The 12,691-nt window shown below is 69.7% G+C and carries 10 protein-coding genes; 1 reads left to right on the top strand and 9 read right to left on the bottom strand.

Annotation, left to right across the window (positions count from 1 at the left end):
* Positions 1 to 12 precede the first annotated feature (12 nt).
* Entirely contained in the window at positions 13 to 825 is an 813-nt protein-coding gene (locus tag LGN10_RS16250; protein WP_059577770.1) for an SDR family NAD(P)-dependent oxidoreductase, read from the bottom strand.
* Positions 826 to 874: 49 nt separating this feature from the next.
* Positions 875 to 2,458, bottom strand: a complete 1,584-nt coding sequence (locus LGN10_RS16245) for an acetolactate synthase large subunit (RefSeq protein WP_226224257.1) — start codon at positions 2,456 to 2,458, stop codon at positions 875 to 877.
* Between the two features lie 394 nt (positions 2,459 to 2,852).
* On the opposite strand from LGN10_RS16245, the gene LGN10_RS16240 reads away from it, so the two are divergent.
* Entirely contained in the window at positions 2,853 to 4,958 is a 2,106-nt protein-coding gene (locus LGN10_RS16240) for a TonB-dependent siderophore receptor (protein WP_226224255.1), read from the top strand.
* A 36-nt stretch (positions 4,959 to 4,994) separates the two neighbouring features.
* Here the strand turns inward: LGN10_RS16240 and LGN10_RS16235 are convergent, their stop codons facing one another.
* The 7 genes from LGN10_RS16235 to LGN10_RS16205 form a co-directional block, all read right to left on the bottom strand.
* Complete coding sequence (locus tag LGN10_RS16235; RefSeq protein ID WP_226224253.1) at positions 4,995 to 6,248, bottom strand: arsenic transporter; 1,254 nt, start codon at positions 6,246 to 6,248, stop codon at positions 4,995 to 4,997.
* A 37-nt stretch (positions 6,249 to 6,285) separates the two neighbouring features.
* Positions 6,286 to 7,551 (bottom strand): MFS transporter, encoded by a 1,266-nt coding sequence (locus LGN10_RS16230; RefSeq protein ID WP_226224251.1) that lies wholly within the window; start codon positions 7,549 to 7,551, stop codon positions 6,286 to 6,288.
* Between the two features lie 13 nt (positions 7,552 to 7,564).
* A complete protein-coding gene (locus tag LGN10_RS16225; RefSeq protein ID WP_226224250.1) occupies positions 7,565 to 8,110 on the bottom strand; it encodes a hypothetical protein in 546 nt (181 codons plus the stop codon).
* A 43-nt stretch (positions 8,111 to 8,153) separates the two neighbouring features.
* Positions 8,154 to 8,771 (bottom strand): hypothetical protein, encoded by a 618-nt coding sequence (locus tag LGN10_RS16220; RefSeq protein ID WP_226094203.1) that lies wholly within the window; start codon positions 8,769 to 8,771, stop codon positions 8,154 to 8,156.
* Between the two features lie 623 nt (positions 8,772 to 9,394).
* Positions 9,395 to 10,771 carry a sigma-54-dependent transcriptional regulator gene (locus tag LGN10_RS16215; RefSeq protein ID WP_059577757.1) on the bottom strand — a complete coding sequence of 459 codons (1,377 nt, stop codon included), beginning with the start codon at positions 10,769 to 10,771 and terminating at the stop codon, positions 9,395 to 9,397.
* On the bottom strand, positions 10,753 to 12,240 hold the full coding sequence (locus LGN10_RS16210; protein ID WP_226224249.1) for a sensor histidine kinase: 1,488 nt from the start codon (positions 12,238 to 12,240) through the stop codon (positions 10,753 to 10,755). The genes LGN10_RS16215 and LGN10_RS16210 overlap by 19 nt, the downstream gene beginning before the upstream one ends.
* A 248-nt stretch (positions 12,241 to 12,488) precedes the next feature.
* A complete protein-coding gene (locus LGN10_RS16205; protein ID WP_226224248.1) occupies positions 12,489 to 12,662 on the bottom strand; it encodes a hypothetical protein in 174 nt (57 codons plus the stop codon).
* Positions 12,663 to 12,691 lie beyond the last annotated feature (29 nt).

Here is a 12,691-nt window from a genome sequence, read left to right as displayed (position 1 = left end):
ATGCTCCTCGTGTCAGAGAAAAATGCCGCGCGTGAGCCCGCCGTCGCAGCCGATCGATTCGCCGGTGATCGAGCCGGACTTCGGCGACGCGAGAAACGCGACGATCCACCCCATTTCTTCCGGCTGCAGCACGCGGCGGATCGGCGTGACCTTCACGTAGTTGGCCTCGACCTCCGCAGCCGTGAGCCCCTGCTTGCGCGCCTCCGTCTCGTAGAGCTCGTGGATGTGCGGCGTTTCGACGACACCCGGGTGAATCGTGTTGACCGTGATGCCGAACGGGCCGAGCTGGTCGGACAGCGTCTTGGTCAGGTGGACGATCGCCACGTTGCGCATGCCCGACAGTTGCTTGCTGCCGCGGCCGGTCAGGCCGCCGATATTGACGATCCGGCCGAAGCCGTTGCGCCGCATGTACGGCGCGGCCGCCTTCGCGCAACGCAGGTAGCCGACCACCTTGATATCGATGTCCTGCAGCAACCCTTGCGGATCGGCATGCTCCAGCTCCGCCCGCACGAGCCCGCCCGGGTGCGCCGCGCCGTTCAGCAGGATGTCGAGCCGGCCGAAGCGCTCGACGCTCGCTGCCATCGCCGCTTCGACCGACGCCATGTCGGTCGTGTCCACCGTGACGGGCACGATGGCGCCGGCCGCGCTGCCCAGCGGCGCGAGCGCCGCGCGAATCTCGGCGGCCGCGACTTCGAGGTGTTCGATGCGTCGCGCGGCGATCGCGACGTTGACGCCTTCGCGCGCCAGTTCGAGCGCGACGGCCTTGCCGATGCCCATGCTGCCGCCGGTGATGAACGCGGCTTTTCCGTGCAGTTGCAGATCCATGTCGATGAAAGGTGAGAGTCGGGATTGAGGAAACGAGCGCGTGACGCGATCAGGACAACCGCATTTCGACGAGCGTCGGCCCGTCGGTGCGCGCGAGCGCGCCGTCGAGCGCCTGCACCAGCGCATGCGTGTCGCTCACGCGTTGGGCCGGCACGCCATAGCCGCGCGACAGCGCGAGCCAGTCGATCGGCGGATCGTCCAGCAGCGTCAGGCGGCTGGCGTGCGGCGTGTCGGCCGACAGGCCGCTGCGCGCGAGCTCGGTCTGCAGGATGCCGTAGCGCCGGTTCGATGCGATCAGCATCACGATCGGCAAACGCTCGCGCGCCATCGTCCACAGCGACTGGATCGTGTACTGCGCACTGCCGTCGGACTGCAGCGCGAACACGCGGCGCGCCGGGCACGCGACGGCGGCGCCGAGCGCCACCGGCAGCCCCTGGCCGATCGCGCCGCCCGTGTTCGTGAGAATGGTGTGGCGGCGCGCGCGTGCCGACGCGGTCACGAACGGGTAGCCGCACGTGCCGCCCTCGATCGACACGATCGCATCGTCGGGCAGTGCATTCGCGAGCACGCGGCCGACGGCCTGCGGTGTGAGCGGCCCGTCCTCCACGCGCCAGCGCTCGACGCGCACGCCATCGTCATTCGTTGCCGCCGCACCGATGCGATCGGCCAGCGCCTCCAGCGCGTCGTCCGCCGCGTCGCCCGGCGCCGCCAGCGTCACGATGTCCTCCGGCCGCGCGAGTTCGCCCGGAATGCCTTCGTAGCCGAAGTAAGTGACGGGCGCGAGCGCGCCGGCCAGCACCACGCGCCGGCCGGCCAGCGCCGCGAGCGCCGGCTCGGGGAAATACGGCAGGCGGTCGATGTCCGGCAGGCCGCCGCCGCGCTCCGCCCGCGCGGGAAACGTCTCGCTGAAGCAGGTCGCACCGGTTGCCGCCGCGATGCGCGCCGCCGCACGCTGGCCGCGCGCCGACAGCGCGCGGGCGCCCATCAGCAGGACGGCGCGATGGCCGCCGAGCAGCAGATCGGCAACCTGTTCGACGCGAGCGGCATCGAACGACACCGCGGCCGGGCGCACGACGGCGGGCCACGCAGCGCCGCGCACCTTGGCCGACTGGAGATCGACGGGCAGCACGAGCGTCGCGACGCCGCGCCGCGCGCCCATCGCGGCCGAAATCGCGTCGGCCGTATCCGTCGCGAGGTCCGCGTCGCGCGCCACGCTGCGATACCACACGGACACCGGACGGGCGAGCGATTCGATGTCGGACGTCAGCGGCGCGTCGTACTTCAGATGCTCGCGCGTGTGATCGCCGACGATGTTCAGGATCGGCGTGCGGGCGCGGCGCGCATTGTGCAGGTTGGCAATGCCGTTGGCGTGGCCGGGCCCGAGGTGCAGCAGCGTCATCGCGGGCTTGCCGGCCATGCGGCCATAGCCGTCCGCGGCGCCGGTGCACACGCCCTCGAACAGCCCGAGGATCGAGCGCATGCCCGCCACGGTGTCGAGCGCACCGACGAACGGCATCTCGGTCGTGCCGGGATTGGCGAAACAGACGTCGACGCCGGCATCACGCGCCGTGGTGAGCACGACGCTCGCCCCGCTTGTTGCTTCGATATCGCTGTTCAACGCTGGAATGTTCATGCGGCTGCTCGACGGGTTTGGCTGAAGTGTTTTACTGTAATCCCGAATTACGGGATTTGTCAAACCATCCAGTTTCAATTTCGCACTCCATCGAGGCCCGCGTTTACCCGTAATCTCACCGTTCAATTCTGCAAGTAACAAGACAGGCGAACTGTTCAGCCTCCATCAACCAACGACCTATTTCCCACAATTCGGAATTTAACGAAATCGACACATCAGATCGATCGCATCCGTCGGGCGCGCCGTTTTGCTTCCCGCACTCAATCTCAAAATTACGATTGCAAATGCCTCTCATTTGCATTAAATTGCCGCGCGAATGTACTGTTTGGAACACAGATGTCGGCGCAAGGCCGCCCGCCGTGCCCGAACGCGAAGCACATCAAAAGGGAGGAGTATGAGCAGGAGGAACTGGGCGGCCGCACCGATGGCCATCGTCGTCGGCACGGCCGGCATGGGCGCCGCCGACGCGCAGGAAACGGCGCTGCCGACCATCGAGGTGTCCGCGCAACGCGCGACGGCGCCGTTCCGCACGCGCGAATCGACGAGCGCGACGCGCAGCGAGGCGGACGTGATGGAGATTCCGTTCGCGGTCAGCAGCGTCGATACGAAGCTGATCCAGACCGTGGCCGCGACACGCGGCGACGATCTTTACGACTGGGTCGCGGGCGTCTCGCGCCAGAACAACTTCGGCGGCCTGTGGGACAACTACGCGGTGCGCGGCTTCGCCGGCGACGGCAACACGTCCGGCACCGACTACCTGGTCAACGGCTTTTCGTGGAATCGCGGCATGAGCGTGCCGCGCGACACCGTGAACCTCGAGCGCATGGAAGTGCTCAAGGGGCCGGCATCCGCACTGTATGGCCGCGGCGATCCGGGCGGGATCATCAGCTATACGACGAAGCAGCCGCAGTTCACCCGCGCGAACACCATCGGCGTGTCGGCCGGCAGCTACGGCGCATTGCGCCAGACGCTCGATTCGACCGGCCCCGTCACGAAATCGCTGGCGTACCGCTTCGTCGCGATGAACGAGAACAACGGCAGCTTTCGCGACACGGTGTCGAGCAAGCGCTACCTGTTCTCGCCGTCGTTCACCTGGGACATCGGCGCGGACACGACGGTGCACTACGAGTTCGAGAGCGCGCGTCAGCGCGCGCCGCTCGATCGCGGCGTGCTGGCGGTCAACGGCCAGCTCGGCGTGATCCCCGCGTCGCGCTTCCTTGGCGAGCCGCGCGACGGCGACTACGACGTGCGCAACACGGGCCACCAGTTCACGCTCGAGCATCGCATCGATTCAGGCTGGTCGATCAACGCGGGCGTCGCGCAACGCAACACCGACCTGTCGGGACGCTCGTCCGAAGCGTTCGCATTGCAGCCGGACGGCCGCACGCTGTGGCGCCGCTACCGGCAAGTCGCGTTTCACTCGAACGACCTGCAAGGCCGCCTCGAGACGACCGGCTCGTTCCGCACGGGCGGCATCGGCCATACGCTCGTGATGGGCGTCGACGCGTACCGCTTCAACTACGACCAGTTCGTCACGCGCTCCACGCCGAGCGCCGCGGCGCCGTACGCAATCGACATCTTCGATCCGGTCTACGGCCAGCCCGCGCCCACGCCGCGCACCGCGACCAACCTGCTCGAACGCGACGACGGTCAAGGCGTCTACGCGCAGGACACGCTCGCGTTCGGGCCGCACTGGAAAATCCTGGCCGGGCTGCGCTGGGATCGCTTCCACCAGTCGATCGACAACCGCCTGAAGGGCGTGACGACGAGCCAGTTGCAGACCGCGCTGAGCCCGCGTCTCGGCGTCGTGTATGAAATGAGCCCCGCGTTGTCGCTGTATGCGAACACCGCGTATTCGTTCCGGCCGAACAACGGCGCCGACGTCGGCGGCCGCGCGTTCGATCCCGAAAAGGGCCACGGCTACGAAGCCGGCGCGAAATGGGCGGGCACGCGCTCGCTCACGACCGTCTCGGCGTTCTACGTGACCAAGCGCAACGTGCTCACCGCCGATCCGGCGAATGCCGGCTTCTCGCGCGCGGCCGGCGAAGTACGCAGCCGCGGCATCGAATTCGAATGGAGCGGCGACCTCGGACACGGCTTGCGCGGCATCGCCAATCTCGCGTACGTCGATGCGGAGGTCACGCGCGACACCGTGCTGGCGCCCGGTTCACGCCTCGTCGACGTACCGCGGCTGAGCGGCAGCGCGCTGCTGATGTACGAGACGACCCTGCCGTTCGCGGACAAGGCGGGCGCCGGCGCCGGCCTGATCTACGTCGGGCGCCGCGCCGGCAACACGGCAAACACGCAGGACGGCTTCGAGCTGCCGGCCTACGCGACCGTCCAGCTCAACGGCTACGTTCAGGTCAACAAGCACCTGCGTGCGTCGGTCGTGCTGAACAACCTGTTCAATCGCACCACGTACGTCAGCTCGTACAACAGCCTGTGGGTCACGCCGGGCGCGCCGCGCAGCCTGTTCGCGTCGCTCGCCTACTCGTTCTAGCACGACCAGGACGGCTGACGCGACGCGCATCGCGCGTCAGCCGCCGACCACGAATCGCGCGCCCAGCGCGAGCAGCAACGCAGGCGGCATCACGCACGCGCCGATCGCGAGAAATGCGCGGAAACCGACCTGCAACCCTTCGCGCCGGATCGCCGCCAGCCACAGGATCGTCGCGAGCGATCCGGTGATCGACAGGTTCGGGCCGAGATCCACGCCGATCAGAATCGCGTCGATCACCGTTTGCGGGCTGTGCGCGGCCTGGATCGTCGAGCTTGCAATCAGCCCGGCAGGCAGGTTGTTGACACCGTTCGACACGAGCGCGACCGCGACGCCGGCCGCGGCCGCGGCGGTGTGCTCGCCGCGTTGCGTCAGCTCGCGCAGCAGCCCCGCCAGTACGCGCACCGCGCCGGTCCGGTCGAGCGTCTCGACGACGACGAACAACCCCGCGACGAGCGGCAGCACGCTCCATGAAATCGCGCGAACGATCGGCACGCCGGCCGCGCGATCCCGTATCAGCACGCACGCGACCGTGACGACACCCGCGAGCGCGGTCGGCAACCCGAGCGGGCGATCGAGGACCGACACCGCCATCAGCGCGACGGCCGTTGCCGCGATGCCCACGAGCGCGATGCGCCCGCCGCCCGTCAGCGGCTGCACCGGCAGCCCGGATTCGCAGTGGCCGGCAAGCGCACGTCGCTGCACGATCCTCAGCATCACGAACGTACAGGCGATCGACGCGACGGACGGCGCCGCGAAATGCGCGAGCCATACGCCGAGCGCCGGCATGTGCGCGCCGTACAGCACCAGGTTCGCCGGATTCGAAATCGGCAAAACGAAACTCGCGGCATTGGCGACGAGCGCGCAGCTGTACAGCAGCGGCATCGGGTCGGCCTTCGCGCGGCGCGCGGCGGCAAGAACCGCGGGCGTCAGCACGACGGCGGTCGCATCGTTCGACAGGAACACCGTGGTGACGACACCGACCCCGTAGATCAGCGCGAACAATCGCCGCGGCGAGCCCTGCGCGAGATTGACGACGCGCGTCGCGACCCAGTCGAACAGCCCTTCGCGACGGGCCGCCTCGGACAACAGCATCATGCCCGTCAGGAACAGGTAGACGTCGCCCCCTTTCGCGACGGCGTCCAGCGCCTGCACGACGGGCAACAGGTTCAACGCGACCAGCAGCAGCGCGCCGCTCACGGCCCACGTGGCCTCGGGCCAACCGAACGGACGCGTGATGACGCCCGCGGTGGCGAGCGCGGAAATCAGCCAGGCAAGCGAAACAGGATTCATGGGCAAGTCGACACAGGCATGGAAATCGAAATCGCTTTCACGATGATGTCGCCGATAGATCGGCGGGCTTGCCGCACGCGCCGCTCAGCGATCGCGCATGACCGAGCCACAGCGCGAGCGAGCCCGTCGACACGGCGCCCAGTACGACGAACGCGGCCGGATAGCCGAAGTGCTGCGCGAGCACGCCGCCGAGCACGGGGCTGAGCGCCGCGCCGATACCCTGCGCGGTCGCGACGGCGCCCTGCCCGGCGTTCACGCGGCCGGAGCCATGCAGCAGGCGAACGACGAGCGCGGGCACGACCACGCTTTGCAGGCCGGCGCCGATGCCGTCGAGCACCTGCACCGGCCACACGCCCGCTTCGCTCATCCACGCCGCGGCGACCAGCCCGCGCACCGGCAGCACGAGGTACGAGAACAGCAGCACGCGCCAGTAACCGTGCGCGCGAATCAGCCGTGGCGCGAGCCAGGCCGCCGCGATCATCACGCACTGCGCGATGACGATGGTCTGCGCGGTGAACGCGCTCGCGTTGCTGCGATGCGTGACGACGACGCCCATCCCGTAGAGCGGCAGCATCGCGGCGTTGCCGAGACGAAACAGCGCGAGCGACGCGCCGAGCAGTACCAGCGGCCGGTTTTCGGCGAGCGTGCGCAGGCCGCCGACGCGCGACGTCGACGCCGCGTCCAACGCATGCGGATGCGCAGCATCCGTTCCCGGTGCGCGGCCATCAGGCTCGAGACCACGTGCGCAAGCATGATCGATTACGTGCCCGGGAATCGCCAACGTGCTCGCGATCGCAAGGACCGTGAACACGCCGACGAGCGCGAACACCGCGTCGAATCCGACATGCCAGCCGAGCCACCCCGCGAGCGCCGCGCCGGCGACGTTGCCGGCATGGTTCGCCATCTGGTTGCGCCCGAATTGCCGGTCGAAACCCTGGCGACGCACGATGCCGAGCGTCACGCCCGCGACCGCGGGCGCCAGCACCGCGCCGCCGACCGCCGCCAGGATCTGCGACACCGCCACCGCCGGATAGCCGCGCACGAACATCAGCGCCAGCGACGCGAGTGCCGTCGCCGCGGTCGCCACGACGATCAGCGCCCGCTTCGCGCGCACCGCATCGACGAGCGCGCCGGCCAACGGTGTCGCGGCCATCGCGGCGAGCCCGGCCAGCGTCATGACCGTGCCGATCGCATCGGCGCCCCAGCCGCGCGACAGCAGGATGACGCCGATGAACGGACCGATGCCGGCCTGCACGTCGGCCAGGAAGAAATTGAGCACTTCGAGCGCGCGTGCCGGTCTCACGGTCGCCGCACCGTCATGCGACATCCGCATCGACGAGCTCGGCAATGTCGCTCACGTCGAGCGTCGCACCGTGCGGCGTGACGACGCCGTGCCCCCACGCCTGCACATGGATGCCGGCCTGCAGGTAGTCGTGCAATGCTTGCGCCGCATGCGGCGGCAGCCGCAACGCGACGCCGCTCGTCAGCAACGCGCCGTTCAACCCGCCTTTCGGGCCGTACAGCCCGAACGCGACTTCTCCGCTGAATTCCATCGGCCGTCGAGCCGGTCGCGGCGGCTTCGGGACAGCGTGCTCGGGCCCGGCGTCGACGATGTCGACGCCGCCACGCCCGGTCAGTTGCACGGCCGCGATCATCGCCGCGCGACGCGGCTTGATGCCCCGCACGCGGATGCGGTCGCCCACCGCGACATGGCGCACCAGTTCGCGGCCCAGATGCGGCGGCACGTGAACCTGCAGGTCGCCGTTCAGGATCAGGCCGTCGATTTCTCCGTGCGGATCGAGCAGGAACTGCGTGACGCGGCCGCGCGTTTCGGGCAGGCAGGCGGGATCGATCCAGTGCATGACAGAACTCCTTTCGATGGATTGCGGAACGGCGCCGCGCGTTTCAGCGCGCGACATCGTCATAGAGATTCACGACATGGCCCGGCGCGCCGAACGCCGTGGCCTGCAGCGCTTCGCCGTATGCGTTGCGCGTGCCGTAGCCGATCGCGGCCACGCGCTCGCCGGGCGCGAGCAGCGCGCCGAATTGCCGGGCGGCCGGCACGGTCAGCTTGACGATGGCGCCGCCGTCGAGCATCACGCCGTCCGGCTCGCCGCGCGGCGCGTGCGTCACGCGGCGCACGACGCCGGACACGCTCAGGCGCGCGAGGTTGACGCCGCGCAGCATGGCAGGCACGGGCGCGACGGGCGCGGGCGGCTGATCGGACAGCGACGCGCCGGTGCCGTCGTTGCGGACCACGCGTGCATGGATTTCATCGTCGAAGCGCCGTTCGCCGGCCACCGTGACACGCTCGCCCGACCGCACGAGCGCAGCCAGTTGCGAACCGAGATGCGGCGGCAGACGGACGAGCGTGCCGTCGGTCAGCACGAAGCCGTCGACGGTCCCTTCCGGATTGATCGTCAGGCGCGACAGCGTGCCGGAAACCAGCGCATCCGATCCGGTGTCGTTGCCGGGCCCGACGGGCAAAAGCGCACGCGGCCCGGACGGAGGCGGAGGCGGCATGGCGCCGGCCGGGTCTTGCGCGCGCGGTGCCGGCGGCACCTGCGCCACGCTGACCGTTGCGACGGCAACGAACGCGACGGCGCAGAGCATGCGAGACGACCGGCGAACGGCGGTGCGGCCTCGCGGCCGCGATCGAACGACAGGCGGGTACGGCTTCATGACGGGTTCCGGCGACGGGTTGCGATGCATCGATATCCGCAATACCCGTGCCAACCCGCGACGCACCGCGCGGCCGTGCGCCGAGCGCCGACGTACGCCCAACGTGTCGGGTTTTCCGACACGTGGCTTCACCGGCTGTCGGCCATTCCGACAGTCGAAACCGCGCGACTCGACGCCTAGGGCGTGTTCACGCTAATAACGGGCTTGCGCTGGCCCCCAGAAGGGCCGAGCGCGAGGATTGCGACGAAGCGAATACTCGACGCATTCGCGAGGAGCATGACGCAGCGATCGGCCCTTCTGGGGGCCAGCCCCACGAATGCATTTTTCAGACAGGGGAACGTGCCTTTCCGCCCACATTGCGGCGTCGTGCGTCGCTTGTTTGGCACGGCCAAACGGCGCTCCTTACTCCTTGCACTGCGGGCGGAAAGGCACGTTCGCAAGCCCGTTATTAGCGTGAACACGCCCTAGTCGTCGCGCTCGATCCCGAGATTCGCCATGCGCGCGTAGAGCGACTGGCGGCCGATCCCGAGCTGCCTCGCGGCTTCCGCGCGATTGCCGTTCGCGCGCTCGAGCGCACGCAGGATCGCCGCGCGCTCGACCGTCGCCAGCGCATCGGGCAGCGGCATGTCGAGCAGGTGCGCCGGCACCGCATCGGCGCCCGGCTGGCGCGCGGGCACGGCGGGCAGGCCGAGATCGGCCGCACTGACGGCCGGCCCGGGAGCGAGCGCGGCCGCGCGCTCCATCACGTTGCGCAGTTCGCGGACATTGCCCGGCCAGCGGTGATCGAGCAACGCCCGTTGCGCGTCGTTCGTCAGGTGCAACGGCCGCATGCCAGCCGCGCTACCCAGGAAATGCGCGGCGAGCGGAAGAATGTCGGCCACGCGATCGGCGAGCGGCGGCAGGTGCAGCGGAATGACGTTCAGCCGATAGAAGAGATCTTCGCGGAACGTACCGTTCGCGACGGCCGCGGCGAGGTCGCGGTGCGTCGCGGCCACGACGCGAATGTCGATCGCCGTCGCGCGATCCGCGCCGAGCGGCGTCACCTGGCGCTCCTGCAGCGCGCGCAGCAGCTTGGCCTGCATCGCGGCGGGCATGTCGCCGATCTCGTCGAGAAAGAGCGTCCCGCCGTCGGCCTCGACGAGGCGCCCCGCGCGATCGGCATGCGCGCCCGTGAACGCGCCGCGACGATGCCCGAACAACTCGCTTTCGAGCAGGTCGGCCGGAATGGCCGCGCAGTTGACGGCGACGAACGGCCCCGCGTGCCGTGCCGATGCGGCATGCAGTACGCGGGCCGCCACTTCCTTGCCCGTACCCGTCTCGCCGGTCACGAGCACGGTCGCGTCGCTCATCGCGGCCCGGCCGACCTGCTTTTGCACGTCGCGCATCGCGGCGCTCACGCCGAGCAGTCGCGGCCGGTCCGCCGAAGGCTCGCCCGCGAAACCGCCTTCCACCGGCGCGAGCGCGGGCGGCTGATTCGCCGACACGATGCGTTCGAGCAGTTGCGCGATGTCCCGGCGCCCGATCGGCTTCGTCAGATGATCGAATGCGCCGAGCCGCATCGCTTCGATCGTGTTGTCGCTGGTCGCGTGGGCCGTCAGCATGACGACCGGCATCGCGGCCAGGGCGGGATCGTCGCGCAATTGCGCCAGCACGGCCAGCCCGTCCAGGTCCGGCAGGCGGAAGTCCAGAAAGACGCATTCGATGTTGCCGCCGTCGCGCAGCGCGCTCAGCGCGGCCCGGCCGGATGCGGCCTCGACGGCCCGATGGCCGAGATCGGCCAGCGTTTCGGCGAGGCCGTCGCGAAATGCCGCGTCGTCGTCGACTATGAGGATGTTTGCCATGGAATTTCAATCACGAATGCGGCGCCCTCGTCGAGCCGCGCGTGCCCGCCGTGCGCCGCCGCCACTTCGCGGACGACGGCGAGACCGAGGCCCGTTCCGTCCGCGCGCCCCGTCACGAACGGCTCGAAAATCCGCTCGCGCTGCGCGGCCGGCACGCCGGGGCCGCTGTCCGACACGGTGATGCGCAACCAGTCGCGCCCGGCGAACGGATATCGTTCGGCCGCGAGCGTGACCGCGCCGCCCGCGCCCGCGTGGTGCAGCGCGTTGAGCAGCAGATTGTCGAGCGCGCGCCGCATCTGGTCGGGATCGAAGGCGGGAAAATCCGACGGCCACGCGAGCCGTTCGCCCTGCCCCGCGAGCGACAGCGTCAAGTCGATCGCCTGCCGCTGCGCCAGCTCGCGGTGCGCGTCGACGACCTGCGCGAGCCACGCGTCGACGTCGACACGCGTCGCATGCGGACGCACCGGCTGCGTCAGCGCGAGCAGGCTCGACAACTGCGCATCGATGCGCTCGATCTGCGCGAGGATCACGCGCAGCGCATCCTGCTGCCGCCGGCTGTCGCCGGCCAGCGCGTTTTCCGCCTTCAGCCGCATCGCACCCATCGGATTGCGAATCTCGTGCGCGACCTGCGCGGCCAGTTTGCCCAGCATCCCGAAGCGCTCGGCCTGCGCGAGGCGCGTGCGGAGCTCGGCGGCCTGCTGTTGCAGCAGGTCGGCGCGCCGCGCCCGCTCGTTGAACGCATCGATGACGCGGTCGAGATCGGGTTCGCCGACGTACGGCAGGTGATGCTCGCGACCGTCGGGCCCCAGCCCGCTCTCGATCCGTGCGAGATTGCGCTTCCATCGGCGCAGCGCCACGGCCAGCGCCGCCGCGATCGCGAGAATCACCGCGAGCACGGCGGCGAGCCCCGTTGCCAGCAATTCCCCGTGCCGGCCCAGCGGCGGGCGCGCGCGTGTCAGCATCCACACGTACAGCCCCGATCCGCCGCGCACCGGACACGCCGCCGCGATCACGGCGTCCTGCGCGCTTTCGACGACGTTCGCCGTCGCGGCATGCGTCGCGGCCGCGGCTCGCAGCGTGCGGAGAATCAGCGGCGTTTCCGCTTCCGGAACGTCGCGTTTGACGCCGCTGCCCTGATAAGTAGGAAACGAATACGCGAGAAAGCCGCTCGCGGCAGGCGCGGCGCCGGGCATCCAGAACCCGCCCTCCATGTCCGCGGCACGCGAGAGCACGATGTCGAGGATCGCGTGCATCAGTTCGGGGGCGGGCTCGGCACCCGCCGACGCGGAAGCGCCGTAACGCGACGCCACCGCTTCGCACGCCGACGCGCCGGCGGCCTTCGCGCCGGCCACCTGCTGACTCTCGGCGGAACTCGCCGTGACCCAGACGACCGCGACCAGCGTCGCGCACAGCGCCGCGACGAGTGCCCAGAGCATGACGAGTTGGGTGGAAAACGACGGACGCTTCATCGGATCAGGCTGGCGGTCGAGGACGACAGCATAGCGTATTGCATGCGACGTGAAGCCGTCACGGCCGCCATGTATCGTACGGCGCGAGCCGCCGGATCGGCCTCGAACGAGGAGCGCCCGATCCGGTTGTTCGCGGTGGGACCGAGTCGCCAGGGAGAGAGAAACGCGTCGATCGTGCTGCCGAACGGCCGCACCGTCGACGTCAAGCGCGGCCGTCGGCGCGCACCCGCGGATACGGCAGCGCGCTTCTACGCGCCGTCCCGCTCGATCCGCTCGACGATGCGCGCCAGCCGAATGATGTCGGTCGGCGCGAAGTCGGCCGCGTCGGGCCGGGGACGGCCGCACTGGTTGGCGATGCGCATCGCGAACGGCCCGGCCGCCCGCACGGAAACATCCGGCACGCGCATCGTGTTTCGTTCCATGGTCCTTCCCTTTTCCGGCACGCGACCGG

Origin of the sequence: Burkholderia sp. AU32262, assembly GCF_020419985.1 — a bacterium.
Classification (GTDB): domain Bacteria; phylum Pseudomonadota; class Gammaproteobacteria; order Burkholderiales; family Burkholderiaceae; genus Burkholderia; species Burkholderia semiarida.
Note: the sequence above shows the minus strand (reverse complement) of the source record. Positions and strands in the feature narration are given on the sequence as shown.